The organism is Devosia sp. Root635 (genome assembly GCF_001427605.1).
In the GTDB taxonomy this organism is placed as follows: domain Bacteria; phylum Pseudomonadota; class Alphaproteobacteria; order Rhizobiales; family Devosiaceae; genus Devosia.
Window position 1 is genome coordinate 14,267 of the sequence record NZ_LMGZ01000009.1, and the last position, 25,006, is coordinate 39,272.

At 63.0% G+C, this 25,006-nt stretch carries 24 protein-coding genes; 6 read left to right on the forward strand and 18 right to left on the reverse strand.

Features of this window, described 5'->3' with window-relative positions; genetic code table 11:
• The 3 genes from ASD80_RS05690 to uvrB all read right to left on the reverse strand — a co-directional run bounded on the left by ASD80_RS05690 (position 1) and on the right by uvrB (position 5,033).
• The gene (locus ASD80_RS05690) at positions 1 to 1,386 is read right to left on the reverse strand and encodes a DUF4407 domain-containing protein (RefSeq protein WP_156460344.1); all 1,386 of its coding nucleotides are present in this window, start codon (positions 1,384 to 1,386) and stop codon (positions 1 to 3) included.
• A gap of 331 nt (positions 1,387 to 1,717) precedes the next feature.
• The gene (locus tag ASD80_RS05700) at positions 1,718 to 2,371 is read right to left on the reverse strand and encodes a hypothetical protein (protein ID WP_056230214.1); all 654 of its coding nucleotides are present in this window, start codon (positions 2,369 to 2,371) and stop codon (positions 1,718 to 1,720) included.
• Between the two features lie 124 nt (positions 2,372 to 2,495).
• Positions 2,496 to 5,033 (reverse strand): excinuclease ABC subunit UvrB, encoded by a 2,538-nt coding sequence (gene uvrB, locus ASD80_RS05705; protein ID WP_413813363.1) that lies wholly within the window; start codon positions 5,031 to 5,033, stop codon positions 2,496 to 2,498.
• A 335-nt stretch (positions 5,034 to 5,368) separates the two neighbouring features.
• On the opposite strand from uvrB, the gene ASD80_RS05710 reads away from it, so the two are divergent.
• Complete coding sequence (locus tag ASD80_RS05710; RefSeq protein ID WP_056230220.1) at positions 5,369 to 5,740, forward strand: DoxX family protein; 372 nt, start codon at positions 5,369 to 5,371, stop codon at positions 5,738 to 5,740.
• A gap of 3 nt (positions 5,741 to 5,743) precedes the next feature.
• On the opposite strand, the gene ASD80_RS05715 is transcribed toward ASD80_RS05710, so the two are convergent.
• Positions 5,744 to 6,424 carry a hypothetical protein gene (locus ASD80_RS05715; RefSeq protein WP_056230223.1) on the reverse strand — a complete coding sequence of 227 codons (681 nt, stop codon included), beginning with the start codon at positions 6,422 to 6,424 and terminating at the stop codon, positions 5,744 to 5,746.
• A 282-nt stretch (positions 6,425 to 6,706) separates the two neighbouring features.
• Here ASD80_RS05715 and ASD80_RS05720 point away from each other — a divergent pair, with 282 nt between their 5' ends.
• Both ASD80_RS05720 and ASD80_RS19170 read left to right on the forward strand, forming a co-directional pair.
• Complete coding sequence (locus tag ASD80_RS05720) at positions 6,707 to 9,361, forward strand: type ISP restriction/modification enzyme (RefSeq protein ID WP_082555085.1); 2,655 nt, start codon at positions 6,707 to 6,709, stop codon at positions 9,359 to 9,361.
• A complete protein-coding gene (locus ASD80_RS19170) occupies positions 9,351 to 9,857 on the forward strand; it encodes a type ISP restriction/modification enzyme (protein ID WP_082555086.1) in 507 nt (168 codons plus the stop codon). The genes ASD80_RS05720 and ASD80_RS19170 overlap by 11 nt, the downstream gene beginning before the upstream one ends.
• A gap of 55 nt (positions 9,858 to 9,912) precedes the next feature.
• Here ASD80_RS19170 and ASD80_RS05725 read toward each other — a convergent pair whose 3' ends face one another.
• The 7 genes from ASD80_RS05725 to ASD80_RS05755 all read right to left on the reverse strand — a co-directional run bounded on the left by ASD80_RS05725 (position 9,913) and on the right by ASD80_RS05755 (position 15,332).
• Entirely contained in the window at positions 9,913 to 11,211 is a 1,299-nt protein-coding gene (locus ASD80_RS05725) for a PQQ-dependent sugar dehydrogenase (protein ID WP_056230226.1), read from the reverse strand.
• 137 nt (positions 11,212 to 11,348) lie between these two features.
• Positions 11,349 to 11,723, reverse strand: coding sequence for a hypothetical protein (locus ASD80_RS05730; RefSeq protein ID WP_056230230.1), 375 nt, complete (start codon positions 11,721 to 11,723; stop codon positions 11,349 to 11,351).
• A gap of 149 nt (positions 11,724 to 11,872) precedes the next feature.
• Positions 11,873 to 12,508, reverse strand: a complete 636-nt coding sequence (locus tag ASD80_RS05735) for an SH3 domain-containing protein (protein ID WP_056230234.1) — start codon at positions 12,506 to 12,508, stop codon at positions 11,873 to 11,875.
• Positions 12,509 to 12,719: 211 nt separating this feature from the next.
• Positions 12,720 to 13,286 (reverse strand): SH3 domain-containing protein, encoded by a 567-nt coding sequence (locus ASD80_RS05740; protein WP_056230236.1) that lies wholly within the window; start codon positions 13,284 to 13,286, stop codon positions 12,720 to 12,722.
• A 116-nt stretch (positions 13,287 to 13,402) separates the two neighbouring features.
• Positions 13,403 to 14,062 carry an SH3 domain-containing protein gene (locus ASD80_RS05745; RefSeq protein WP_082555087.1) on the reverse strand — a complete coding sequence of 220 codons (660 nt, stop codon included), beginning with the start codon at positions 14,060 to 14,062 and terminating at the stop codon, positions 13,403 to 13,405.
• 214 nt (positions 14,063 to 14,276) lie between these two features.
• On the reverse strand, positions 14,277 to 14,672 hold the full coding sequence (locus ASD80_RS05750; RefSeq protein ID WP_056230242.1) for an acyl-CoA thioesterase: 396 nt from the start codon (positions 14,670 to 14,672) through the stop codon (positions 14,277 to 14,279).
• A 66-nt stretch (positions 14,673 to 14,738) separates the two neighbouring features.
• Positions 14,739 to 15,332, reverse strand: a complete 594-nt coding sequence (locus ASD80_RS05755) for a thymidine kinase (RefSeq protein ID WP_056230245.1) — start codon at positions 15,330 to 15,332, stop codon at positions 14,739 to 14,741.
• A gap of 325 nt (positions 15,333 to 15,657) precedes the next feature.
• Between ASD80_RS05755 and ASD80_RS05760 the strand changes: the two genes are divergently transcribed.
• Positions 15,658 to 16,038 carry a DUF2147 domain-containing protein gene (locus ASD80_RS05760; protein WP_082555088.1) on the forward strand — a complete coding sequence of 127 codons (381 nt, stop codon included), beginning with the start codon at positions 15,658 to 15,660 and terminating at the stop codon, positions 16,036 to 16,038.
• Positions 16,039 to 16,179: 141 nt separating this feature from the next.
• Here ASD80_RS05760 and ASD80_RS05765 read toward each other — a convergent pair whose 3' ends face one another.
• The 3 genes from ASD80_RS05765 to ASD80_RS05775 all read right to left on the reverse strand — a co-directional run bounded on the left by ASD80_RS05765 (position 16,180) and on the right by ASD80_RS05775 (position 19,390).
• Positions 16,180 to 17,085 carry a DMT family transporter gene (locus ASD80_RS05765; protein ID WP_056230251.1) on the reverse strand — a complete coding sequence of 302 codons (906 nt, stop codon included), beginning with the start codon at positions 17,083 to 17,085 and terminating at the stop codon, positions 16,180 to 16,182.
• Positions 17,086 to 17,413: 328 nt separating this feature from the next.
• Positions 17,414 to 18,646 (reverse strand): aminotransferase class V-fold PLP-dependent enzyme, encoded by a 1,233-nt coding sequence (locus ASD80_RS05770; protein ID WP_156460345.1) that lies wholly within the window; start codon positions 18,644 to 18,646, stop codon positions 17,414 to 17,416.
• A gap of 87 nt (positions 18,647 to 18,733) precedes the next feature.
• A complete protein-coding gene (locus ASD80_RS05775; protein ID WP_056230253.1) occupies positions 18,734 to 19,390 on the reverse strand; it encodes a Spy/CpxP family protein refolding chaperone in 657 nt (218 codons plus the stop codon).
• Positions 19,391 to 19,511: 121 nt separating this feature from the next.
• On the opposite strand from ASD80_RS05775, the gene ASD80_RS05780 reads away from it, so the two are divergent.
• On the forward strand, positions 19,512 to 19,898 hold the full coding sequence (locus tag ASD80_RS05780) for a GNAT family N-acetyltransferase (protein WP_056230256.1): 387 nt from the start codon (positions 19,512 to 19,514) through the stop codon (positions 19,896 to 19,898).
• A 1-nt stretch (position 19,899) separates the two neighbouring features.
• Here the strand turns inward: ASD80_RS05780 and ASD80_RS05785 are convergent, their stop codons facing one another.
• From ASD80_RS05785 to ASD80_RS05795, 3 genes are all read right to left on the reverse strand, one after another.
• The gene (locus tag ASD80_RS05785; protein ID WP_056230259.1) at positions 19,900 to 20,535 is read right to left on the reverse strand and encodes a LysE family translocator; all 636 of its coding nucleotides are present in this window, start codon (positions 20,533 to 20,535) and stop codon (positions 19,900 to 19,902) included.
• Positions 20,536 to 20,553: 18 nt separating this feature from the next.
• Positions 20,554 to 20,982 (reverse strand): CBS domain-containing protein, encoded by a 429-nt coding sequence (locus tag ASD80_RS05790; protein ID WP_056230262.1) that lies wholly within the window; start codon positions 20,980 to 20,982, stop codon positions 20,554 to 20,556.
• Between the two features lie 85 nt (positions 20,983 to 21,067).
• Positions 21,068 to 21,364 (reverse strand): hypothetical protein, encoded by a 297-nt coding sequence (locus tag ASD80_RS05795; protein ID WP_056230265.1) that lies wholly within the window; start codon positions 21,362 to 21,364, stop codon positions 21,068 to 21,070.
• A 208-nt stretch (positions 21,365 to 21,572) separates the two neighbouring features.
• Here ASD80_RS05795 and ASD80_RS05800 point away from each other — a divergent pair, with 208 nt between their 5' ends.
• Positions 21,573 to 22,775: a pyridoxal phosphate-dependent aminotransferase gene (locus ASD80_RS05800; RefSeq protein WP_056230267.1), complete on the forward strand. Its 1,203-nt coding sequence runs from the start codon at positions 21,573 to 21,575 to the stop codon at positions 22,773 to 22,775.
• Between the two features lie 137 nt (positions 22,776 to 22,912).
• Here ASD80_RS05800 and ASD80_RS05805 read toward each other — a convergent pair whose 3' ends face one another.
• Positions 22,913 to 24,022 carry a hypothetical protein gene (locus ASD80_RS05805; RefSeq protein ID WP_056230270.1) on the reverse strand — a complete coding sequence of 370 codons (1,110 nt, stop codon included), beginning with the start codon at positions 24,020 to 24,022 and terminating at the stop codon, positions 22,913 to 22,915.
• Positions 24,023 to 25,006: the final 984 nt, after the last annotated feature.

A 25,006-nucleotide genomic window follows, 5' to 3' on the forward strand; every position in this document is an offset into this window, starting at 1 on the left:
TCAAGCGTCGTTGCTGCCTCGGCTCATACGCGGCATGGGGATCGTGTTGTCGATGTCGTCGAGTCTTATATTTACACTGGCGCGCGTTCGAGCATTGGCACGAACCTTCTCCAGTGCATCCTCTGCGGTATCACGCTCACGATGCTCCCGATCAACCAACTCTCGTGATTTGCTTCGCGCACTGACCTGCTTCTCCAAAATTTGAAGCCGGACCAGTGCTGCATAGGCACTGGGTGGCGAAAAGAACATCTTCGCAACGACTGGTGCGATTTCAAGGAATGCTACAAAAGCCTTCAATATCCATTCCAAGTAGGCGACCGTAGCGCCGTTCTCTGGATCGGCCTTCAACCGGTCAAGGGCCGCCAACCGAACTATCGGGTCATCCCTTAGCGGGACAAACACCCCGGTCTCAACAAGCCTGTTCTCCAGTGATCGAATAAGGAGTGGCCTTTCCGCGTTATGCGCTGCCAGATCTGCGCTTAGGGTGACAATCTGGTCACGGATCCCTTGCACCTCGTCAGGCGACAAGACCGCGTCGTTCTTAGCGGCTTCGATATTGCCAACAACAGCGTCAAGTCCAGTATTGGCCTTGCTGAGATCTTCGTTGAGACTTTGGAGGCGATCCTGGTTGTTCTGCAGGCGCAATTGAAACTGGAAACAGTTTGACCCGGGAGGGCACCCGGGAACGCCGGTATATTCCTCGCTTTTGCAGCCGGTCATTTCGCAAGCAATGTCAACTTTAAGCTGCCTGTTCTCTTCCTCAAGTCGGTCAATCTGTTGAACCAGTCCGTCAATCTCGGACTCGATCCCCAGTTTCTGGGAGTTTAGCTCGGCAGGAACTTCGATAGACCTAGGGCCATCAATGAGTGCCTCAGCGGACACGCGTTGGCTAAGCATATCAATTTGCGTCTCCAGTTCACCTTTGCGGTCAGTAAGGTCCGCCTCTAAACGACCAACCTGATCGTGGTATTCCGCATTGGCCAGTTCGTTTTCTGTCTCAAGCAGATCGCGGATCATTCCTCCAAACGCTGCCGGTTCGACCATCGTCGACACCGTAAACGCAAGCAGCACCGAAATGCCCAAGCGGGCACATATCTTGAAGAATCTGGGTAGGTATCTAACAACGAGGCGCCAAACTCCGGCCTCCGATTCGTTGGAAATCTCGGTTAGAACGCCCATCTCGAACCAGTCCGCCTGGAACAAGGCGCGATCGAACAGCACAACGATTGTCGCGACCACCAAAGCCATAGCTGCGCTGATTGGATAATGCGGCACAAAGTATGAAACTGATGCATAGGTGGCTGCCGCGACCACGATAAAGGTCAGCAGCAACGAGATGCCCAGTTGGACGCCCCAAATCTGGTCGACACGCGTGGACTGCTTCATCGCATGCGTATCAATGCCAGCTATTGTGTAGAATATTGCCGACAACAAGCCAGAGGCCTCCGTAACCAACTGTTAACCATGCCGCCGGCACAATGCGGTATGCAACCCGCTTCAATCAGCACCATTGGTCTCGATGCTCATCCTGCCCTGGGTCCCTTAACGCGGGCCCAGGTCAATCGCTTGAGGACCGATCCGGCCTTTGTTTCCTTGACTCCGCATCAGGAGGCCCGCGCTGAGCTCTTTTTTCAGCTGCAGGCCACGAGTGGGCTCGATGACGAAAGCCCTGCGCTACTTCTGATCATGGAACTTGCGGACTGCTACGCGGCGCTGTTCAATCACCGAGAAGCCGGTCGGTGACCTTGTGGTTGCGCTCTTCGTACATCTTGAGCGCCCGCATGAAGTGGTCTTCATAGCTCTGCGAGAGCTTGGTGATGCGCTCGAACTTTGCCGTTAGCAGTCCTTCTGCATTTCTTTCGTAGAGGGAGACCATGTCGTCGCAGTCGTTGCTGGCAACTTCGCCGGCGTCCCGCCTCGCCTGAATGCTTTTGATCTTTGCGGTTTTCTCCTTGAGCACGATTACCGCCTCTTCTTCGGCCGCGCCTGTCATCTGCTTCTGTGCAGACTCCAACTGCCGACGGACGGCTTCATCGCCCTGAACAGCTTGCTCGATGAACAAACGAAGTGTCTCTCTTTTCTCGAGCGCAACGCTGGCAGTAAGCCTATCCAGCACCACAGTTTTTTGCGCGTTGAACAATTCTGCCGTCATTTCTCCGGTGATGCGTCGAATTTCCCGCTCTGTCTCTCGATCGGTGCGCATCTTCGCCAGAAAGCCCAGCCGGCTGCGCATGCTGTTCAGGTATCGACGGGGGTCGGCGCCAGCGTCGAGTACCCTCAAGTTGCCTGGCGGCAGCACCTCGACCTCACCCTCACCAACAGTTGTCAGAGCGCTTTTTTCGGAAGATTTCTCAACTCGCCACTGCGCCATACCCCACCTCCTAAGTATCCTTAGCCTAAGGTTAATATGAAGCGTGGATGTAGGGAAGCGCAAGTTTATTAACTAGTTCCTATCTCGGGCCGCTCTCCTACGAGTCTTCACCGGGCCTTCGATTTCAGCTAACCTCCCCACTCAACGTATCCAACTCCATCTCCCTCAACCGCTTCACCTCGTCGCGCAGCCTCGCTGCCTTCTCGAACTCAAGGTTCGTCGCCGCCTCGCGCATCTGGGCTTCCATGTCCTTGATGACCGCCGCCAGGTTGGCGCCCACGGCGACCTGTTCCTTGCCGTCCTTGCCTTTGCCGATGCTGACCGTGACGTGGTCCTGTTCGTAGACCGAGTCCACGATGTCGTGGATGTTGGAGCGCACCGACTGCGGGGTGATGCCGTTGGCCTCGTTGTAGGCCAGTTGCTTTTCGCGGCGGCGGTTGGTTTCGGCGAGGGCGCGGGTCATGGAGCCCGTCTCTCTATCGGCGTAGAGGACGACTTTGCCGTCGACGTTGCGGGCGGCGCGGCCGATGGTCTGGATCAAGCTGGTTTCGCTGCGTAGGAACCCTTCCTTGTCGGCGTCGAGAATGGCGACGAGGCCGCATTCGGGGATGTCGAGGCCTTCGCGCAGGAGGTTGATGCCGACGAGGACGTCGAAGGCGCCCAGGCGCAGGTCGCGGATGATTTCGATGCGCTCGATGGTGTCGACGTCACTATGCATGTAGCGGACGCGGATGCCCTGTTCGTGCAGGTATTCGGTGAGGTCCTCGGCCATTTTCTTGGTGAGGACGGTCAGCAGGGTGCGGTAGCCCTTGGCATTGGTCTGGCGGATTTCATCGACGACATCATCGACCTGGGCCTTGGCCGGGCGGATTTCGACCGGGGGATCGATGAGGCCGGTGGGGCGGATGACCTGTTCGGCGAAGACGCCGCCGGTCTGGTCCATTTCCCATGAGCCGGGCGTGGCCGAGACATAGACCGATTGCGGGCGCATGGCGTTCCACTCCTCGAAGCGGAGGGGGCGGTTGTCCATGCAGGAGGGGAGGCGGAAGCCGTATTCGGCCAGGGTCGCCTTGCGGCGCAGGTCGCCGCGATACATGGCGCCGAGCTGGCCAATGGTGACGTGGGATTCATCCACGAAGACCAGGGCATTATCGGGCAGGTATTCGAACAGGGTCGGGGGCGGCTCGCCGGGCTTGCGGCCGGAGAAGTAGCGCGAATAGTTCTCGATGCCGGCGCAGGAGCCGGTGGCTTCCATCATTTCGAGATCGAACAGGCTGCGCTGTTCGAGGCGCTGGGCTTCGAGGAACCGGCCGGCGCCGTTGAGCTCCTGGAGACGGGCGGCAAGCTCGGCGCGGATGGCCTTGATGGCCTGGTTCATCGTGGTGCGCGGCGTCACGTGGTGGGAATTGGCGAAGACGCGGATGAAGGTGAGGTCGGCGGATTTTTTGCCCGTAAGAGGGTCAAACTCAACTATCGACTCGATCTCGTTGCCGAAGAGCGAGACGCGCCAGGCGGCTGCTTCATAGTGGGCGGGGAAAATCTCGACGGTGTCGCCGCGCACGCGAAAAGTGCCGCGGACGAAGCCGGTGTCGCCGCGCTTGTATTGAAGGGCCACCAGCTTGGCGAGCAGCTCACGCTGGTCGATCTTTTGGCCTTTTTGAACATCAATCGTCATCGCGGTGTAGTCTTCGACCGAGCCGATGCCGTAGATGCAGGAGACGGAGGCGACGATGATGACGTCGTCGCGCTCGAGGATCGCCCGGGTGGCCGAGTGGCGCATGCGGTCGATCTGCTCGTTGATGGTGGATTCCTTCTCGATATAGGTATCGGTGCGCGGGACATAGGCCTCGGGCTGGTAATAGTCGTAGTAGGAGACGAAATATTCCACCGCATTGTCGGGGAAGAAGGACTTGAACTCGCCATAGAGCTGGGCGGCCAGGGTCTTGTTGGGGGCGAGGATGAGGGCGGGGCGGTTGGTCTGGGCGATGACCTGGGCGGCGGTGAAGGTCTTGCCGGAGCCGGTGACGCCGAGCAGGACCTGGTCGGATTCGCCATTGTTGATGCCTTCGACCAGTTCGGCGATGGCGGTGGGCTGGTCGCCGGCCGGCTTGTAGTCGGTCTGCATGCGGAAGGGGCGCGACGGCGCGCGCTTTTCGAGCAGGTTGGCGGCCTTGTGCGGCACCCAGGGGGAGGAGCCCTCCACCTCCTTGCGGCCATGCAGGATGATCTGTTCGAGCGCCTTGACCGTGGCGGTGACACCGACGGTCTGGGCATCTTCGACGGTGCGGCTGGAGCCGGATTTCGAGCGGGCACTGGCGAGGGCATCGCGGAGTTTGCCGAGGGTTTCGGGATCGGCCGCGGCGGCGCGGGAAATGTCGCGGGCGGAGAGGGCCTTGTCGGACGGCATGTGGCCGAAGCCGGCCTGGGCCGGTTCGCCCATGCCGTCGAAATCGATGCGGTCGACGGAGTTGATCTTGGTCTTGCTGGTCCGGGCAGACATGCCGGTAGCGGTGTCGTTATTGGACTTGGTGGAGCGGCGCTTTTCGAGGGCGGTCTTTTTCTTTTCGGCGGTCGCCAGGGCCTTGCGCGCATCCTCCTCGGCCTGGGCGGCTTCGGCAGCCAGCTTCTGGTCGGCGCGGTCGAGGGCGCGCTTGTTGCGCATGCGCTCGGCATAAAGCGGCTTGTTGGCGGCCAAATCCTCGGCCTTCTCGATCTCGCCGAGGAAGTCGTCGATGGAAAAATCAGCTTTGCCCGGGCGGGCGGACTTGTCGGCCATGGGATGCTCGCGATCTGGGGAGGCGACTCAGATGGGGAACGAGGCGCGGTTGTGCAATGTTCCGAAGAGCATATCGGGGTTCGAACGGAGAGGGAACGGGGGCTGCTGACAGGGGGAGTCAGGAATGGCAAGGAAAAATTGGCGGCTGGGGTGTCGAAACGGCGCCCGGCCTGTCGTCGTGAGGGCATGGGGCGGCAGAGGGCCGTCATCGGGAGAGTGAAATGAAGATTGCAGGTTGGGTTCTTAGTGGGCTGATCGGACTGTTTCTGGCCATCGCTTCGGCGGCGCCGAAATTCATGGGCATTGCGGCGGCCACGGACGCCATGGAAGTGGTGGGGTGGCCGCTGAAATATCTGGTGCTGATCGGCTGTATCGAGGTGGGATGCGTGATCCTGTTCCTCATTCCGCGCACGGCGCTGCTGGGCGCGGTGTTGACCACGGGGCTGCTGGGCGCGGCGCTGGCGGCCAATCTGCGGGTCGACAACCCGCTGTTCAGCCACACGCTGTTTTCCATCTATCTGGGCGTGGCGGTGTGGGTGGCGCTGTGGCTGCGCGAGGAAAAGCTGCGTTCGCTGTTTCCGCTGGTGAAGTAAAGATCAGGCCCGGCGGCCGGGTCTGGTGGCAAACCAGATGACATGCCGGCCGCCCTTGCCCGAGCGCGTGGCGCGAACGGCGATTTCCTCGACGGTCATATCCGACTGCCGGAGGCGCCGGGTGAATTTCGCATCGGGCGCGGAGGACCACACCGCCAGGTGTCCGCCGGGCGCCAGCGCCGCCCTGGCGGCGGCGAGGCCGCCGGCGCTGTAGAGCCGGTCATTGGCGGGGCGCGACAGGCCGTCGGGCCCGTTATCGACATCGAGCAGGATGGCGTCGAACGGCTTGCCGGCACCGATGGCGGTGGCCACGTCGCCTTGATGAATGCCGACGCGGGGATCGTCGAGGCTGGCGCCATGGATGGCGGCCAGCGGACCGCGGGCCCAGGCGACGACCTCCGGCACCAGTTCGGTCACGACGATTTCACTATCGGCCCCGAAGCAGTCGAGGGCGGCGCGGAGGGTGAAGCCCATGCCCAGCCCGCCGATCAGGATGCGCAGCCCGGCCCGGCCGGCAAGGCGGGTCGCCGACAGCGTGGCCAATTGCTCCTCGGAGCCGCTGAGGCGGCTGTTCATCAGCTCGATCGTGCCCGACATGATGGAGAATTCGGTGCCACGCTGCATGAGCCTGAGCGGCCCGCCGCCCGGCATGGTGGTTTCATCGAGCTTGATCCAGGGCAGCATGGGGGAGTCCGGTAGGCGGAGGTATAGAGCCGTAGCAGGAAGGTATTGTAGGCGGCAAGGGAAAGTGATTGCGGGTCGTTTACCAATAATGACGTTCTCAGTGGCGAATTTGGTAAACTAAGTAAGTCCGCTTGCCGCCTTTCGAGATTTGGAAATTTTGGTTATCAGGCGTGGTGTAGATTCATAAATAATCCCATGAATTGTTGCTGCGATTGATATCGACAAATGACGTTTATTCGCGCCTCGTTTATCCAGTGAATTTGAATTGGCGCGGAGCGCGCCATGAGCAGAGCTTTAGTTCTTGAGTATTTCAATGAGATTGATCGACTAAAACAGGTGTCGGGAACCACGACCGAGGGGGTGGTCAGCGAGGCCTTCAAGGACCTGCTCAAGGGGTGGTCGCGGCAGAAGAACCTGGTCTTTGCGGCACAATATGAATTCCTCTCCGCGCAGAAGACTCGGGTGCGGCCGGATGGCACGATCCTGCATGCGCTGCGAGTGCCGTTCGGCTATTGGGAGGCCAAGGACGAGGCCGACGATCTTGACAGCGAGATCGACAAGAAGCTGCGCTGTGGCTATCCGCAGGACAATATCCTGTTTGAGGATTCACGCGAGGCAGTGCTGATCCAGAACCGACAACCGGTCATGCGGTGTCGCATGTCGGATGGGGATGAACTGCTGCGCCTGCTCGGCCTGTTTTTCAGCTATGAACGCACCGAAATCGCCGAGTTCCGCAAAGCAGTGGAGCAGTTCAAGTCCGACCTGCCGACCGTGCTTGGGGCGCTGCGCGATGGGATTGATGGCGCCTATGGCAGCAACGCGACGTTTCGGGACGCCGCCGGCCGTTTTCTCGACCATGCGCGGGACACAATCAATCCGGCGGTTACCGACGCCGATGTACGGGAAATGCTCATCCAGCATATTCTGACCGAAGAGATTTTCAGCCAGGTTTTCGACGATCCGGACTTCCACCAGAAGAACAATATTGCACGGGAACTGTACCGCCTCGAGACGCAGTTCTTCACAGGAACGCTGAAACGCCAGACGCTCACGGCGCTACGGCCATACTATGCAACCATCCGTTCGAACGCGGCGATCATCACGCAGCACAGCGAGAAGCAGGCGTTCCTGAAGGTCATCTATGAGAACTTCTACAAGGTCTATGACGCCAAGAAGGCCGACCGCCTCGGCGTTGTCTATACGCCCAACGAGATCGTCAAATTTATGGTGGATGGGGCGGACTGGCTGACGCAGAAGCATTTCGGCAAAGCGCTGATCGACGAGGGTGTGGAAATCCTCGATCCGGCGACCGGGACGGGCACCTTCATCTGCGAGTTGCTGGAGCATTTTCGCGGGCAGCCGGGGAAGCTGGCGAAGAAATACAGGGATGAACTGCATGCCAATGAGGTGGCGATCCTGCCCTACTACGTGGCCAATCTGAACATTGAGGCCACCTATGCCGCAATCACCGGGCAATATGTCGAGTTCCCCAACCTGTGCTTCGTGGACACGCTGGACAATATCGGTGGACTGGGGATCAAGCGGGGGCACCAGCATGACCTGTTTGCGGGGCTGAGCGACGAGAATATTGAACGGGTGAAACGACAGAACCGGCGCAAAATCTCTGTGATCATCGGCAACCCGCCCTACAATGCGAACCAGCAGAACGAGAACGACAACAACAAGAACAGGGCCTATCCGCATATCGATGCGGCGATCAAGGCGACCTATATCGCGCAGTCAACGGCGCAGAAGACCAAGCAATATGACATGTACAAGCGCTTTATTCGTTGGGCCTCCGACCGTTTGGGTGACGAGGGCGTAGTTGCCTTCATCACCAACAGAGCATTCGTCGATTCTCGCCAGGATGACGGATTTCGAAGGGCGGTCGTGAACGAGTTTTCCGAAGTGTACGTCGTCGACCTTGGCGGGGACTGGAAGCGCAAGGACGATGCCGGGGGTGGAAACGTATTCGGGATAGGGACGGGCGTCGCGATCGCCTTCTTCGTCAGGCGTTCGCACAAAGGCAGTGGGAAAATATTCTATGCCGGCAGGCCGCGAGCGGAGGATGCCGAAGACAAGCTGAACTTTCTGGCGAGCCACAATGCAGCATCCATCGACTTTTCTCGGGTGGAGCCTGACAAAAATGCGAATTGGAGCGACGTCCCCGATGGTGATTGGGAGCAGTTTCTTCCCGTAGCCAATCAGGAGACAAAAGCTGCGACCTGGGCGTCGCGTGAGCGTGCGATCTTCAAATCCTATTCTCTGGGCGTTTCCACCAATCGCGACGAGTGGCTTTACGATTTTGATCGCGCCACTCTCAATCGCAAGGTGTCGCTTCTCGCGGAGCGCTACGACAAGGTTTCCCCAAATGCGGCGGAGTACCCGTCGGACATAAAGTGGTCCGAGAGTCTGAAGCGCCGAAAGGCTGCGGGCCAGAAAGAACTTTACGAGGCCGGGCGTCTCAGGCTGGCGTCATATCGGCCATTTACTGCCAAGTGGCACTACCAATCGGCGCTGTTTGTTGACCGACCGGGTTGGAGTTCCGAGGCGTTTCCGCAGGACGAAAAAAATCAGGCGATCTGCTTTAACGACAAGGGCGCCCGCTCGGACATCTGCATTCTTGCGGTAGATGGGCCAGCCGATCTCCACTTTGGAGCGGCAATTGACGGGTATCAGCAGGTAGCACGCTATCGCTTCACCAAAGACGGCGTTCGGATCGACAACATCACCGACTGGGGGCTGAGGCAGTTCATTAGGGCCTATGGCGTCAACGGCGCGCTTGATCCTGCGCGGCTGGACGCGGATGAAGGGGAGCCGGTGGGGGGTGCGGAGGGGAAGGCGCCGTCACCCCGGCGCGGAAAGCGCGTCGAAGAAAGGCAAGCGTCCGCTCAGCAAGGACGATGTCTTCCATTATGTCTATGGCGTGCTGCATGATCCGGTCTATCGGGAGAAATATGCGCTGAACCTCAAGCGTGAATTTCCGCGCATTCCGTTCTACCGCGACTTCTGGCAATGGGCGGCATGGGGCGAGCAACTGATGGCGCTGCATATCGACTACAAAAATGCGGAGCCCTGGCCGCTGATGCGTCTCGACATGGCAGACGAAGGAGCGCGTTTGGCGGGCGTGGCGCCCAGGGCGATGCTCAAGGTCGACAGGGATAATGGGATGGTGCGGCTCGACAGCGAGACACAGTTGAGCGGCGTGCCGGCCGAGGCGTGGACCTATCGGCTTGGCAATCGCTCGGGCGTCGAATGGGTACTGGACCAGCACAAGGAAAAGACACCCAGGGATCCGACGATCCGCGATGAGTTCAACACCTATCGGTTCGCCGACTACAAGGAGAGGGTAGTTGATCTGATCGGACGGGTGGCAAGAGTGAGTGTCGAGACCGTCAGGATCACCGAGGCGATGAAGCTGGCGAAGCGGTGAGCCACGCCGGCCGAGGTCGCTGCCCGACCGGCGTGATGAGGGCGACGAACTGCTCCTATGCCCCCGTCACCCGCCAGATGACGTCGCCGACGTCGTCGGCCATCAGGACGGACTGGTCGGTGGCGAGGGCGACGCCGACGGGGCGGCCGTAGGATTGTTTTTCGTCGGGGGAGAGGAAATCGGTGAGGAGGTCGCGCGGTGTGCCAGTTGGCTTGCCGTTGGCGAAGGCGACGAAGGTCAACTTGTAGCCGCTGAGCTTGCTGCGGTTCCAGGAGCCGTGCTGGCCGATGGCCATGCCTGACGGAAAGCCGGGGAGGGTGCCCTCGGGTAGGAAGCAGAGGCCGAGCGAGGCGGTGTGGCCGCCCAGGGCGTAGTCGGGATGGTCCTGCGATGCGGCGGGGCGGGCGGGATCCTGGGGGACGCGGTCATCGACGACGCCCCAGTAGGAATAGGGCCAGCCATAGAAGCCGCCATCGCGCACCGAGGTCAGGTAATCGGGCGGGGTTTCGTCGCCGAGGCCGTCGCGCTCGTTGACCACGGTCCACAGCGTTTCCGAGGCTGGCTCCCAGGCCATGCCGACGGGATTGCGCAAGCCGCCGGCGAAGATACGCGACTGGCCGGAGGCGAGGTCGAGCTCGTGGATGCAGGCGCGGTTGGTTTCGGCGGCGATGCCGGCATCGCCGATATTGGTGAGCGAGCCGACGGCGACATAGAGCTTGCTGCCGTCCTTGCTGGCGATGAGATTGCGCGTCCAGTGGCCGCCAGGGACCAGGTCCATGAGCTTCTTGCCGGGGGCGGTGATGCTGGTGGCGCCGGGTTCATAGGGATAGGCGAGCACGGCGTCGCTGGCGCCGACATAGAGCGTATCGCCGATGAGGACCATGCCGAAGGGCTGGCGGACGCCAGTGATGAAGGGGTGGCGGATTTCGGCAATGCCGTCGCCATCGGCGTCGCGCAGCAGGGTGATGCGGTTTGGGCTGGTGCCGGAGGCGCGGGCGCGCTTCATGGTGCTCGACATGGCGTGATCGAACAGCGAGCTGGGCTTGCCCGATTCACCCATGGATTCGGCGACCAGCACATCGCCATTGGGCAGGACATGGATGTTACGGGGATGAACCAGCCCGGTGGCAAAGGCATTGACCTTGAGGCCGGCGGCCGGCGTGGGCGTGCGGCCGTTTTCCCAACCTTTGGCGGTGGGCATTTTCAGCGTCGGAATGCTGCCCTGGGCCTTGGGCGCCGGAATGACGGGGGCCGCGCCATAGACGGCCGGGCGCGGTCCATCGCCGCGGTGGCGAACAGCGACGGCGACGGCACCGATGGCGGCGACGATATTGGCGAAGATGGACTCGGTCATTTGGCAACTCTGGTGTCGGATGGTTTGGCCAAGGTAATGGCATTGCAGCGGCGTGAACACCATGGCTGGCATGGTTTTTTCGCGCCGAAGGCCAGGCGCCGTCCAGTGGGTGGACGGCGCCTGGGTTGGGGGTCGGCTCAGGCGCGGGCGGGTGTCCAGACCACCCAGGCGAACAGCAGGACGCCTATGAATGTGACCAGCGAGGATACTGCAACAACCGGCCCCAAAGCCTCATTGCCAGCCAGCAGCAGATAGAGCGACACCGCCATCATGGCCACGCCGAGTGTATAGACGACATACTGGATCATGGGCAGGCGACCGGCGGCCTTGGCCGGGTTCAGCGCATAATAGCCGCCGAACAGCGCTGACGTGACCCAGCCGAGCAAGTTGATATGCGCATGGGCGCCGATCACGTTGTGGTTCTGGCTGATCTCCATGTGGATGCCGACGGATATGCCGACGATCAGGAACAGAATGGCGCTGCGGAAATAGTATTCGGATATGCGTGGCATGGTTTCCCCCAAAAAGCTGGCCTCAACGTCTCCTCACAGACTCGGCCGGATCAAAGCATGGTAGGGCGGGGCCGGCGCGAAATCCATCGGCGCGATGAACGCCAAAGCGCCGCCCCGAAGGGCGGCGCCAGGCCTGGGAGCGGGCGCGGTCAGAGCGCCTGGAAGCTCGAAATGGCGTTGTTGTAGGAACTGAGCGACGGCTTGGAATTGATGATGGTGGCGCAGGAGCCGCCATAGCCGAAATTCTTGCAGACCGTTACCTGGGCGCCGCCTTCGACGCTGACCGAGGAGATGGAGTCGTTCCAGCCACCGGCCAGGTGCGAATTGCTGTCGCCCGGGCTGACGCAGAACTTGCTGCCTGCGAAGTTGGTGCTCTTGAAGAAGCAGACCTTGGGGGTGGCGGGAGCCGGGGGCGGCGGCGGGGCATCGCCGATGCCGAAGGAGAAGGAGGGGCCGCCGGGGCCGACGGTGACGCCGAAGTTGAACGGAATTTCGGGTTCGGACGGGGCGGGCGCCGGCTGGGCGGCGGCGGGCTTGAGGTAGTTGGCAGAGACCCAGCCGTCGGTGCCGGCATTGCGGTCGACAAAGCACCAGGAGCCCTGGCAATCCTTGACGTCGACGAGCTCGCCGGTGCTGAGCGTGCCCACCTTGGAATAGGACGTGCCGGGACCGGTGCGGACGTTGACGGCGCCGGTGGCGACGCCGGGCTGGGCAAAGGCGGCAGCAGTCGACAGCAGGACGATAGCGGCGCCGGAAGACAGAGCAGTGATGTGCTTGGCGTTCATTTTGAAGATACCCTCGTTTGACTTGCAGTGAGCGTGAAGCTCGCCTGTTCTGAGGGGGAATAGACAGTATTGCGGCTGAACTGCTGCTGAACGGGGTGTTTAGCGGGGCAGGCGGAAGTGGCCGGGATGGGGCGCGAAGATGAACGGGGGATAGAGCCCGTCGGTGGTGTCGTGCAATAGCGAGGCCACAGGCTGTGACGCAGCAGCGGGCTCAGTAGACCCGGATCGAGGACAAAGCGCGGCGCAGGTATGGGTCGAGGGCGGGCTGGTCGGCGATGATGCGCTCGCAATAGCTCTGGAAGCCGCGGTCGCGGCAGGCGGCGGCGGAGGCGCCGTTGACCCTGACGGAGGAGAAACTGTTGTCGAGGCCCAGCAAAGCCAGGTCGTGAATGACGCGGCCGGAGCCGAAGCAGAATTCGGCGCCGGTGAAATTGGCGCCGGTATAGAAGCACATGCTGCCGCCGGACGGGTAATCGGGGTGGACGCCGCCGGGCCAGTCGGTGGAGGTGAGGCCGAAGACAATGAACTGCTTGCCGGTCCAGCCGTGGCCGCCCGGACCATCCACGGCGCACCACAGGTCCTCGCAGCGCAGCACCTTGATCGGCAGGTCGGCAGCGATCTGGCCGGTGACGTCATAGGCGAGGCCGGGGCCGTTGCGCAGGGTCAGGGGATCGCTGCTCCAGGCATGCGTGCCGGACTCCGAGGCGGCGAAGGCGGAGGCCGTTGCCAGGATCATGATGCCGGCAAGGGCGGTCAGAAGGCGGCCGAAACGACGCATGGCAGTACCTCGAGACGTGTCAACGGAGGGCACACTAGCGCGGCAGGGGACGGCCTCCAAGGGCAAAGCAAAGGGCGCGGCCGGAGCCACGCCCTTGAGATGGTCAGGCGGCGCGATCAGCGCACGCGAACCGAGACGATATAGTCGTCGAAATCGCCCAGCGAGGAGGCGCTGGTGGTGTAGGTGCGGCAGTTGCGATAGTTGCTCTCCGAGCAAACCTGGACCTGCAGGCCATCGTCGTTCTCGACCGAGGAGATACGGTCGGCCCAATCGCCCAGATTGCGGATGCTATCGCCCGATTCGAGGCAGAAGCTGGTGCCGCGGAAGCGGGTGCGGTCGTAGAAGCAGACTTCGCTAAAGACCGGCTCGGGCAGGGGCCGGACGACCGGCGGGCGCGGCTGGGGCTGATTGCCGACGCCGATGCTGATCTGCGGGCCGTTGGGGCCGCCGATGGTGAAGCCGAAGGAGAGGCCCGGCTGGCTCGGATTGACCGGCCGCCCGCCGGCGCTCAGGTAGCTGGCCGAAACCCAGCCGTCGGGGCCGGACTTGTTGATGTAGCACCAGGAACCCTGGCATTGCTGCACATCGACCTGGGTGCCGCGAGTCGCGACATCGACGACGCCGTAGCTGGTGCCGGGGCCGGAGCGCACGTTGACATTGCCCGTGACGACGCCGGGGGCCGCATAGGCAGCCGGCAGGAACACGACGACGGCGGTGGCGGCAACGGCGACGCCGGTGGCGATGTTGAGCAACATCCTGCGGGTATGGCGGTTCATGTCTAACGCTCCTCATGTACTGGTCCAGCCGGTCCCGGGATGGGACGACGCTTTACGGCAGCCAGCCTTTGCTCAAGAAACGGGGAGACGAAGAAAAGAGTTCCGGCCCCCCGGAAATTGTCGAGTCATTGTCGTAACTTGGCGGTGCCTGGCGGCATCGCCCTTGTGAGCGGTTCTAGCGGGCCGCGCCTGAACGCTGGCTGAACGGAATCGTTCAGGTTGCCTGCGGCGGAATACGGCGCTTGGAGCCGTCTTCGTCAAGCGCGACATAGATAAAGCGGCCATCGGTGACCTTGACGCGGTCGGCGATGCGGTTGCGGCGGGCCCAGGCTTCCATGGAAATGGTGATGGAGGTGGTGCCGACGCGCTCGACATTGGCATAGACGCAGAGAATGTCGCCGACCTTGACCGGGGCGATGAAGGTCATCGCTTCGACCGCCACGGTGACGACGCGGCCGCCGCTGCGCTCGACGGCGGCGATGGCACCGGCAATATCCATCTGGCTCATCACCCAGCCCCCGAAAATATCGCCGGCCGGATTGGTATCGGCGGGCATGGCCAGGGTGCGGATGGTCAGCGCGCCTTTGGGTTCGGTGGAATCCGACAGCATGTTCAAGTCCTTTGTTGTGTCGCGTTTTCGAACCGCAAAACCGTGGCCACTATTGCTGAAAACGCTTTAGGGTCCTTTCACCGGCCAGCGGCCGACCGCTTCTTCCCAGTGCTTGCGGCACAGCGAGATATAGACGGATTTTTCGATCGATACCTGCTCGCCATCGGTGAGCACGCGGCCATCGACGCTCTGGCGCACGACCATGGTGGCCTTGGCGCCGCATTCGCAGATGGTGCGGATTTCGCGCAGCTCGTCGGCAATGGCCAGCAGTTGCATGGAGCCGGGAAACAGCTTGCCCTGGAAATCGGTCCTCAGGCCGAAGCACATGACCGGGATCTTGAGCCGGTCGCTGACACGGGCGAGCTGCCAGACCTGGTCGGGGGTGAGGAACTGGGCCTCGTCGACAAAGACGCAATCGATCTTGCCGCTTTCGGTCTCCTCGCGGATGGCCTGGTAGAGATCGTCGTCGGCGCCATAGAGCGAGGCGGGCTCGGAAATGCCGATGCGCGAGGCGATGAGGCCGACGCCGTTCTCGACATAGAGCGAGGAGGTATAGAGCAGCGGCCGCATGCCGCGCTCGCGGTAATTGTAGGCAGCCTGCAGCAACAAGGTGGACTTGCCGGCATTCATTGCCGCATAGGAGAAATAGAGCTTGGCCATGGTTCCGTTGTGCCGGAGCGTCCTGATCCACGCGAGCGGAAAACCGGGTGCTCCACAAAAAAGAGGCCGCCCAACCGGGGCGGCCAGAATGCCGACTGGATCGGCGGGAGAGCCGGGGTTGGCGGCCGCACTCTCCAAAAGCCGGGCGCGACGTTGGGGACGTGGGGCGCGGCGGGTCCGGGCCACATGGGGGATGGGCCGGGAACGCCTGAACGCTTAGCGAGTTTGTATGACGCGGAGGTGACGGGTCCGCCCAGATATCGTTCAGTTGCAGTTCAGCTTGGCGGTGGCAGGCTGGTTATCCACAGCGTGGAGTTTTGTTGCGATGGGTAAATCTGTTTTCGTGCTTGGTGCATTGGCGCTGCTGGTCCAGCCGGCACTGGCCTCGCCGGTGGGCACATGGGAAATCGAAATGCGGGATTCTCGCTATTCGGTGGAGATGTGCGGCGACGGCACGCAATTGTGCGGCACGCTGATCTGGCTGGGCAATGGCGCCGACAATGAGGAAAACCTGCCCTATCTCAATACATTGCTGATCGACCACGCGGCGCAGACCGGCCCCCAGGAGTGGAAGGGCGACCTGCATATCTATGGGCAGACGGCCGGCGGCACGATTACCCAGGTGAGCGAGGACGAGATCGTGCTCGAAGGCTGCGTGGTGTTTGTGGTGTGCAAGACGTACCGGATGTATCGGTATCAGGAGTAGGCAGGCCGCCCCGGCAACGCGATCGTCACCCTCGGGCTTGACCCCGAGGGTGTTCCACTTGCTGAGCGTTCGGTAAGTACAGAGCCTCGGGTCAGGCCCGAGGGTGACGCGCGGTGGTTGGAGAGATGGCTGGGGACAGCCTCAGTTGGTGGTTCGCGCGACATGGGCCTGGCGCCTGGCCCAGAGTGGGGGCAGGGCCTCGACGGCGAGGATGGCGACGAAGATCAGCGCCGCGCCGGCATAGCCGATGGGGGGCAGGCGTTCGCCCAGCAACAGCGCTCCGCCGATGGCGGCGAACAGGCTTTCGGCCGACAGGATGATGGCGGCATTGGCCGGCGGGACATATTGCTGGCCGATGGCCTGGAAGGTGAAGGCCACCGCAGTCGAGAGAATGCCGGCATAGGCGATCTCGATCCAGCCGGCGGAAATGCCGTCCCAGCTCGGGGTCTCGATGATGAAGGCCAGCGCCAGGGCCACCGTTCCCGCGACGAGGAAGCTGACGGCCGAGACGAAGATGGGCAGGCCGGTGGCCCGGGCGACATGGCCGAGCAGGATGACGTGCATGGCCCAGAATATGGCGCTGCTGACGATGAGGCCATCGCCCTGGCTGAAACTGTCGAGCCCGCCGCCATTGAGATAGTAGATGCCGATCAGGGCCAGCGGTACGCTGAAAAAGATGATGGGATGCGGGCGGCTGCGGAAGATAAGAAAGCCCAGCAGCGGCACGAAGAAGACATAGAGTCCGGTGAGGAAGCCGCCATTGGTGGCAGTGGTGGTGGCAAGGCCCGCCTGCTGCAGCCAGGAGCCGATGAAGAAGACCAGGCTCATCGCGGTGATGAAGGCCCAATGTATGCCGGTCAGCGGTGCGGTGCGGCGGCGGCGCTCCCACAAAGCCAGCGGCAGGACGAGCAGGCCGCCGAGCAGGTAGCGCACCCCGGCAAAGGTCAGCGGACCCATGGAATCCATGGCCGATTTCTGGGCGATGAAGGCGAAGCCCCAGAGCATGGTGCAGATCAGGAGCAGCAGGGCGGCGACGGGGCGGGACATGGGGGCTCGGTGGTTGTGGGCGAGATTTTTCAGTCGTCTCCCTCCCCCTTGTGGGGAGGGCTATCGCATATAGGCTGGCACGACCTCGCCACGTCCGCCGCGCGGCTCCTCCCCCTTGACGGGGAGGTTGGGAGGGGGTGGCGGTTGGCCCGGATATCGGGGCCAAACATCCCCCACCCTTGATCCAGCCATTCGGGCACAGCCCTCATGGCCTTGTTCACTCAAATCGCTCCACTGGAGCGATTTGACCCTTCGGGTCGCTCCAAGCCGAAACATTTTCGGTCGGCCAGTTTTATATAAGGGGAAGGCAGATATGGTGGGCGCGAACCTAAGGTAGTTCTTCGTCCAGTGCGGCGATCAACTGATCGATCTCCTCGGGTGTCGTGTAGTGCACGAAGGACAGGCGCAGGACGCCGTGGCTGGGGGCGATGCCGACGGCTTCGAGCAGGCGATAGGCGTAGAAGTGGCCGCCGCCGGCCATGATGTTGTGGTTCGCCAGGCGCGCGGCGACGGTGGCGGCGGGCTCGGCGAGCCCGAGGGCGATGGTGGGCGCACGCAGGGCGGGGTCGTCGGGACCGATGATGCGGACGGAGTTCTTCTTGCGCAGATAGTCGAGCAGGGGCGTGGCCAGGGCGATTTCCTGGGCGCGCATGGCGGCGTGGGCGCGGCGGAAGGGGCTCGTGCCCTCGACATTGCTGCCGGCAATGGCGGCCACGGTTTCGAGATAATCGGCGATGCCGGAGGCGGCGGCGATCTGGGCGTGGTCGGGGCCGGCCGGGGTCAGACGGTAGCGCGGCTTGTCGTCGTTGAAGAAATGGCCCTGATTGGGCAGCGACATGGCCAGCTCCGGGCGTACGGCCATGACGCCCTGATGGGGGCCATAGACCTTGTAGGCGGAGAAAAAATAGATATCGGCGCCCAGCGCCGCGAGGTCAGGCAGGCCGTGGGGGGCGTAGCTGACGCCGTCGATGGCGGTGACGGCGCCGATGGATCTGGCGCGCGCGGCGATGTCGGCGACGGGGTTGATCTCGCCGGTGACATTGGAGCAATGCGGCGCGGCGATCAGCTTGACCTTGCTGTCGAGCAGCTTGTCGAGGTCCGACAGGGAGAGGCGGCCGGTCAGGGGGTCGACTTGCCATTCGCGGATTTCGGCGCCCATTTTCGCCAACCTGCGCCAGGCGCCGGTATTGGCCTCGTGATCCTGATTGGTGACGATGACGGCGTCGCCCGGCTTGAGCCAGAAGGCAAAGGCATTGCCCAGCACATAGGTATTGGCCGAGGAGGAGGGGCCGAAATGGATCCAGTCGGCGGTGACGTTGAGGGCCTGGGCGAGGCGCTCGAAGCTCAAATCCATCGCGGCGCCGGCCGCCTGGGAGGCCGGATAGTGGCCATAGGGCTGGAGCTTGGTCGCGCGATAATAGTGGTCGAGCTTGGCCAGTACGGCGCGCGAAGTATAGGAGCCGCCGGCATTTTCGAAGAAGGCCTGGCCCTTGAGGGACGGCTCGGCAAAGGCGGGGAATTCGGCGCGGATACGGGCGGGATCGAGGGGCAGGGCGGTCATGGTCTATCCAGTCGAATGGTCTCCGATTGGTAGTGGATGGCCGGGAAAAAGCAAACCCCGGCGGTTGAGCGCCGGGGTTTGCGGTGGTTAGCCGTTGGCCGGCGGGGCGCCACCGGGCGCCGGAGCGCCGGGGCCGCCCTGCTGGTTGCCCTGATGACGCGAGCCGCCCTTGCCGAAGCCGCCCGGCATGTCGCCGCGATCGGGGCGCTGCGGGGTCAACTGGGCCTGCTGCTCGGCGGTGAGGCTGTCGAAGAAGGCGGTGGCTGCCGGCTGCACGGCTTCGAGCGCGGCAAGATGGGCGGTTTCGAAGGCGATGCGGTTTTCCAGCATGTCGGAGAAGGCAGGAGGCTCTGCCGCCTGACCCTCGGCCGGCGCGGCGGGGCGCAGACCCTCGGTGGCGGTGGAGAAGGCTTGGGCGGCGGCCAGCGCGTCGGTTTTGAGCGTATCGAACAGCGCCTGCTGCTCGGCGGTCATCTCGATGGCGTGGCTGAGGCGGACGAGGGCGATTTCGACGGCTTCGGTGCCGTCGCCCTTGCCGAGAAAATCAATGAGGCCACCGCGGGCGGCACCCTCGCGACCGTCCTGGCGGAAGTGAATGCCGGGACCGTCGTGGCGGAAGGCCTGTTCCCCTTTCTGTTCCTGGGCAGGGGCGGCAGCATCCTGCGCATAGGTGGGGGCAATGGCGGAAAGGCCGATAGTGGCCGTCATCAGCGCCACAATGGCGGTCGTCGTGATCGTCTTCATGGAGGGGTCCTTTGCATGGGAGCCGGTTGATCCGGCATGAATGACCCTAGAGAGTGTCGCCTGTTCACGACCTTGCGAGCGGATGAAGACTTGGTCAGGTTGGTAAGGACAGGAGGTCGATTTGATCGAGATCGTGACGGACCCGTTCCCGGCCGACGACGCAATGCACCGGCTGTGGCGCGCGGCATGGGGCGATGACGGGCATGACAGTTTCCGGCCGCTGCTGGAGCGGAGCCTGGCGCATATGGGCGCTTATGACGGCGCCACGCTGGTCGGTTTCGTCAATGTCGCCTGGGATGGCGGCGTGCATGCCTTTATCCTCGATACCTGCGTCGATCCGGCGTTTCGGCGGCGGGGCATTGCCTCGCGGCTGGTGGAGCGGGCGGCGGCGGTGGCGCGGCAGCGCGGGGCGCAGTGGCTGCATGTGGATTTCGAGCCGCATCTGGAGGGTTTTTACCGGCAATGCGGGTTTGGGCCGACGGCGGCGGGGCTGATGCGGTTGGTGTAGGCTAGGGGCGCAAATCCCGGATGCCCGAAATGAGCAGGGTGAGGCCCAGAGCACCGAAAGCGGTGCCGAAGGCGGCTTCGATCCAGCGCCAGAAGCGGGCATAGCCGCGGCTGGCGAGGCCGGTGGAGAACATGACGCCGTAACAGCCGTAGATCAGCGCCGACGAGAGGGCCACGGCCGGGCCGAACAGCAGGACCTGGCCGGGATTGAGCCCGGTGCCGAAAAGGAACGTGGCCAAAGCCAGCCACATCAGCAGGGCCTTGGGATTGGTCAGAACCACGAAGAGGCCACGGCGCCAGGCGGCAAGGTCCGAAAGAGGGCGGGTTTCGGCGCGCAACGCGGAATCGGTGCCGCGCAGCACGGCGCGCAGGCCGCGAAAGCCCATATAGCAGAGATAGGCGCCGCCGATGAATTTGAGCGCGGTGAGCAGGGCGGGAACGGCAGCGAAGACCGCGCCGAGCCCGAGCGCGGCCATGGCCGCCCAGACCAGGGTGCCCGAGGCAATGCCGGCGACAACCAGCAGGGCGGCGCGGCGGCCATTGCCCAGGGCGACGCCAATGACGGCGAACATGTTGGGGCCGGGCGAGGCCTGGGCCGCGGCGACGCCGAGAAAGACGAGAAGAAAACTCTGCAGCATCGGAACGGCCCGCGCGGATCAGGAAGCGATGTATTCCCTTAGCACTTCGGCCTCGTGTTCGGCTTCCTGGATCTTGTATTTGACCACATCGCCGATGGAGACGATGCCGACCAGTCCGCCGGTTTCGGCGACGGGCATATGACGGATGCGCAGGCTGGTCATGCGCTCCATGACCTCGGCAATGTTGGTGTCGCGCCGGCAGGTGACGACGCCGCGGGTCATGGCCTTGCCGATGGGCAGGGCCAGGGCGCCGGCCGGATCCTTGCCGAGGCGGCGGATGATGTCGCGCTCGGACAGGATGCCGATGATGGCACCGCCGGCATCGGTGATGACTACGGCGCCGATATTGTGGGTGTTGAGCAGGCCAACCGCATCGGCCAAGGTATCGGTTTCAGGCAGGGTGTGGACGATCACGCCCTTGGTTTGCAGGATGGTATCGACAAGCATGTTGAAGTCCTCCTCGGTCCAAGTGTAGCCCGATGGTCGGAAAAGAAAAGGGCCGGCGCAAGGCCGGCCCAGTGACGTCGGGAAGTCAGCCTTCGCCCTGGCCGGGAGACCAATGGCGATGGGTCGTGCGGCGAAGCGGTGCCTCGGCCGGGAGAGCGCCGCGCAAGGCAATGCGCGTGGCTTCAAGCAAGATCGCGACGACCAGAATGGTCAGTGGCACCATGAACACCGCAATCTGGGTGTCGGGCTGGCTGGCCAGGTTCGCGGCAGTGGCCGGTGTGACGCCGGCAATCAGGGCAGCCATCGCGCCGAGACCCAGCAGGGCCGTCGTGGCAATGGCGTAGAGCCTGAAACTTTTCCGCCTGGACGTCGATTTGTGCATGGGATCCGTCGTCCGTGTCTTCGCAATGGTGCTATCAAGCCATGTGAATGCGGTTCGAGTTTGTGTCGAATAGGGTGCGGCGCGTACCATTTGAGGGCGAAACTGTGGCACCAGACCCGTCGGGAGGCGGCGCGCCCACCTTCGTAGCGCTTGCCGCCGCCGGCGCGACCCCGTATCTGTCTGCCGGCATTTCCGGGGAGAGTGACGAATGGGGTTCTTGTCCGAGGCATTGGAGCGCGTGGCGCCGTCGGCGACGGTGGCGATCAGCCAGAAGGCGCGCACCATGGCGCAGGAGGGGCGCGATATCATCGCGCTCTCGGCGGGCGAACCCGACTTCGACACGCCGTTGCATGTGCGTGAAGCGGCCATTCGCGCCATGAATGAAGGCAAGACGCGCTATACCAATGTCGACGGCATTCCCGAGCTCAAGGAAGCGGTGGCGGCCAAGTTCCGGCGCGACAACGGGCTGGATGTGACGGCGGCGGACTGTTTCGTGGCCTCGGGCGGCAAGCAGATCATCTTCAACGCGCTGATGGCGACGCTCAATCCCGGCGACGAGGTCGTGGTGCCGGTGCCCTATTGGGTGAGCTACCCCGAGATTGTTCGGCTGTGCGGCGCTGAGCCGGTCTTCGCGGTGGCGGATTCGAGCACCGGCTTCAAGCTCAAGCCGGATGTGCTGGAGGCGGCGATCACGCCTCGGACCAAGTGGCTGATCCTCAATACGCCGTCCAATCCCAGCGGGGCGGCCTATACGGCAGAGGAGCTCAAGGGGCTGGCGGCGGTGCTGCTGCGGCACCCACATGTGCATATTCTCACCGACGATATTTATGAAGTGCTGGTCTATGACGGCGGCACATTTGCCACCATCGCCCAGGTGGAGCCGGCTTTGCAGCCGCGCACGCTGACGATGAACGGGGTGTCCAAGTCGCACGCCATGACCGGCTGGCGCATCGGCTATTGCACCGGGCCACGGCCATTGCTGGCGGCGATGCTGAAGCTGCAAAGCCAGTCGACCACCAATCCCAGTTCCATCGCGCAATGGGCGGCGGTCGAGGCGCTGAACGGGCCGCAGGGATTCCTCGCGGAGTGGCGGCAGGTGTTCCAGGAGCGGCGCGACCTAGTGGTCAAGGGGCTCAATGCCAATACCGGGCTCGATTGCCTGACCCCGGAGGGGGCGTTCTACGTGTTCCCCTCGTGCAAGCGGCTGCTGGGCAAGACCACCGCCGGGGGCAAGACGCTCGATAGTGACGAGGATTTCGTCATGGCGCTGCTGGAGGAAACCGGCGTGGCGCTGGTGCATGGCGCGGCATTTGGATTGCCGGGGCATTTCCGGCTGAGCTATGCGGCCAGTAACGCGGAACTGGAAGAGGCGGTGGCGCGGATCCAGGGGTTCTGCGCGGGGATACGCTAGGCGTCACCTCTCCCTTTGGGGAGAGGTCGGCGCGCAGCGCCGGGTGAGGGCCTTTTCTTGGTGCGGCGCCTGGGGAAGGCCTCCTCACCCGACCCAAGAGGGTCGACCTCTCCCCAAAGGGAGAGGTGAAAAAGAAGCTATTTCCCCATCCAGCTCAAAAATCCGGTGCTGTCGCCGCCGGCTTCGGCGAACATCTGGGTGAGTTTGCTGGTGGTGGTGTAGCTGTCGACGGCGGCCTGGTAGAACTTTTCGCTCCAGCCGGCGGCCTGGCGTTCCTCGGCGCTCATCGAGGCGAAGATGGCCATGATGTTCTGGCTGAAGGCGGTGGGGTCGCTGGATTTGGCGGCATTCTGGAAGCCGGCGACCAGGGCCGCGCCGCTCTTGCCGCGCAGGGCGGTATTGGCGGCGCTGACTTCCTGGGTGGTGAACTGGCCGGTGCCGTCCAGCACGATGGATGACAGGGTGCGGCTGGGCAGTTTGGACATGTCGATATAGGTGCCGATGGTGGTCGACTTGTTGAAGGTGGGCACCTTGCCGGCCTTGATGGCGTCGGCATAGAGGGTGTCGAGCGTCTTGCGGGCGCCGGTGGCCACGTCCTCGATGGCCTGGGGCTCGGCGGCCTGGCCGGCCTCGACCAGCGCCAAGTAGAGCGCGACGGGATCGTCCTCGCCGGCATCGGGCATGGTCTTGGGGGCAACCTGCAACTGCTTTTGCGCCTCGGTGATGGCGGCGCGGCCGGCGATCCAGTCGGCGCCGGCCTTTTCCTCGGGACCGAGGCTGTCGAGATATTCGGCGGCGGCCTTGTAGAGGCCGGTGAAATTGCCGGTCACCTGGGCGACGGCGGCGGGACCGGCCAGGGCGGCCTCGAAACGACGCTGCATTTCGAGGCCGGCGGCGTCGCGCTCGTCCGAGGTGAAGCTGTCGTCGCTGGCCATGGCAAAGAGTTCGCGGGCATCGAGGCTGGAGAGATCGAGCGCCAGCTTGTCGCCCTCGAGCGGCGAGGTGCGGTCGGCTTCGGTCAGCAGGGCGGAGAGCTTGGCGCGCGCATCGGCGATCACGGCGGCGAAGTCCCGGTCGGCGAGGGCGGCCATCGCTTCGTCCGACAGGGTGACCGAGGTGGCCGCCTGTTCCGTGGTATTGCCAGCCGCCGTGCTTGCCGCCGCAGCGTTGGCGGCATTGGCCGCCTGGGCCGAGGCTGCGGCCTTGTAGTAGCTGTTGGTCGAATAGGCGGTGCTGACGGCAACCATCGGATGCTCCTGCGAACGGTCAAAGACCGTGATGCAAGCAACATGCCGCGGGGAAGGGTCAGCAAAAACAACTGGTTGAGCCGGCGTGTGGCGGCGGGGACGGCAGAATTTGCCGGGGTCGGGGCAAGAATGGACCAGTGTCTTGGTTTGTTGCGTTTCCGAACCGCAAACCGTTGCCACTTTTGCTGGAAACGCTTGAAAAAGAAAAGGCCCCGCCCGAGGGGATGGGCGGGGCCTTAGAGGTCTTCAGCCGAAGCATCTGACCTTGGAGGAGCGGCGCCACGAACGCCGCTGGTCTGGTCAAGAGGCAGTATCGGACGCCGGGTCGCGCGACACAAACGCGCAATGGGAAACGCTGCCATGCAGATTCGCTGGCGGTTTCCACGCGGGACCCTGGGCAAAAAAAGAGGCTCCAACCGAAGTTGGAGCCTGATGATAGGGCCGAAGCCAAATCGAAAGTTTTGGTCCAGCGCAAGGGAGGAGGATATGCGCCGAACCGGGTGGACCCAAGCCAAGGGAGGAGGAGATGGCCTAGATCCGGTGTCGCAAGAAGCGGGTCCGAGGGAGGAGGAGACGGAGCGGCTTCACCAGCGACAAGGCCAATATAGGTTTTGACCGTTTGGTCAGCAATAGATGGGTCAACATGACTGCCATGCATTTCGCACAGCGACAAGTTGTCCATTGCGCCGGTGCAGTGGGTGGGAAGGCCAAAAAAAGAGGCTCCAACCGAAGTTGGAGCCTGATGACCGGCCGAAGCCAAATCGAAAGTGGGGCAGAGAGCAAGGGAGGAGGATATGCGCTCTGCCGTTGAACCTGGATCGAGGGAGGAGGATACGATCCCGGTTCGGTGTCGCGATACGGGGTCCGAGGGAGGAGGATACGGAGCGCGTCTCAGCGACACTGGCTATATGAACTCTATCGGATCGGTAGACAATACGATGACAAACATGTCAGCCATGCAATTTTGCGCAGGCTTGAAAAAGA

Coding starts and splice junctions, on each gene's coding strand:
- ASD80_RS05690 (WP_156460344.1), bottom strand. CDS start 1,386: ATGAAGCAGTCCACGCGTGTCGACCAGATTTGGGGCGTCCAACTGGGC.
- ASD80_RS05700 (WP_056230214.1), bottom strand. CDS start 2,371: ATGGCGCAGTGGCGAGTTGAGAAATCTTCCGAAAAAAGCGCTCTGACA.
- uvrB (WP_413813363.1), bottom strand. CDS start 5,033: ATGCGCAACAAGCGCGCCCTCGACCGCGCCGACCAGAAGCTGGCTGCC.
- ASD80_RS05710 (WP_056230220.1), top strand. CDS start 5,369: ATGAAGATTGCAGGTTGGGTTCTTAGTGGGCTGATCGGACTGTTTCTG.
- ASD80_RS05715 (WP_056230223.1), bottom strand. CDS start 6,424: ATGCTGCCCTGGATCAAGCTCGATGAAACCACCATGCCGGGCGGCGGG.
- ASD80_RS05720 (WP_082555085.1), top strand. CDS start 6,707: ATGAGCAGAGCTTTAGTTCTTGAGTATTTCAATGAGATTGATCGACTA.
- ASD80_RS05725 (WP_056230226.1), bottom strand. CDS start 11,211: ATGACCGAGTCCATCTTCGCCAATATCGTCGCCGCCATCGGTGCCGTC.
- ASD80_RS05730 (WP_056230230.1), bottom strand. CDS start 11,723: ATGCCACGCATATCCGAATACTATTTCCGCAGCGCCATTCTGTTCCTG.
- ASD80_RS05735 (WP_056230234.1), bottom strand. CDS start 12,508: ATGAACGCCAAGCACATCACTGCTCTGTCTTCCGGCGCCGCTATCGTC.
- ASD80_RS05740 (WP_056230236.1), bottom strand. CDS start 13,286: ATGCGTCGTTTCGGCCGCCTTCTGACCGCCCTTGCCGGCATCATGATC.
- ASD80_RS05745 (WP_082555087.1), bottom strand. CDS start 14,062: ATGAACCGCCATACCCGCAGGATGTTGCTCAACATCGCCACCGGCGTC.
- ASD80_RS05750 (WP_056230242.1), bottom strand. CDS start 14,672: ATGCTGTCGGATTCCACCGAACCCAAAGGCGCGCTGACCATCCGCACC.
- ASD80_RS05755 (WP_056230245.1), bottom strand. CDS start 15,332: ATGGCCAAGCTCTATTTCTCCTATGCGGCAATGAATGCCGGCAAGTCC.
- ASD80_RS05760 (WP_082555088.1), top strand. CDS start 15,658: ATGGGTAAATCTGTTTTCGTGCTTGGTGCATTGGCGCTGCTGGTCCAG.
- ASD80_RS05765 (WP_056230251.1), bottom strand. CDS start 17,085: ATGTCCCGCCCCGTCGCCGCCCTGCTGCTCCTGATCTGCACCATGCTC.
- ASD80_RS05770 (WP_156460345.1), bottom strand. CDS start 18,646: ATGACCGCCCTGCCCCTCGATCCCGCCCGTATCCGCGCCGAATTCCCC.
- ASD80_RS05775 (WP_056230253.1), bottom strand. CDS start 19,390: ATGAAGACGATCACGACGACCGCCATTGTGGCGCTGATGACGGCCACT.
- ASD80_RS05785 (WP_056230259.1), bottom strand. CDS start 20,535: ATGCTGCAGAGTTTTCTTCTCGTCTTTCTCGGCGTCGCCGCGGCCCAG.
- ASD80_RS05790 (WP_056230262.1), bottom strand. CDS start 20,982: ATGCTTGTCGATACCATCCTGCAAACCAAGGGCGTGATCGTCCACACC.
- ASD80_RS05795 (WP_056230265.1), bottom strand. CDS start 21,364: ATGCACAAATCGACGTCCAGGCGGAAAAGTTTCAGGCTCTACGCCATT.
- ASD80_RS05800 (WP_056230267.1), top strand. CDS start 21,573: ATGGGGTTCTTGTCCGAGGCATTGGAGCGCGTGGCGCCGTCGGCGACG.
- ASD80_RS05805 (WP_056230270.1), bottom strand. CDS start 24,022: ATGGTTGCCGTCAGCACCGCCTATTCGACCAACAGCTACTACAAGGCC.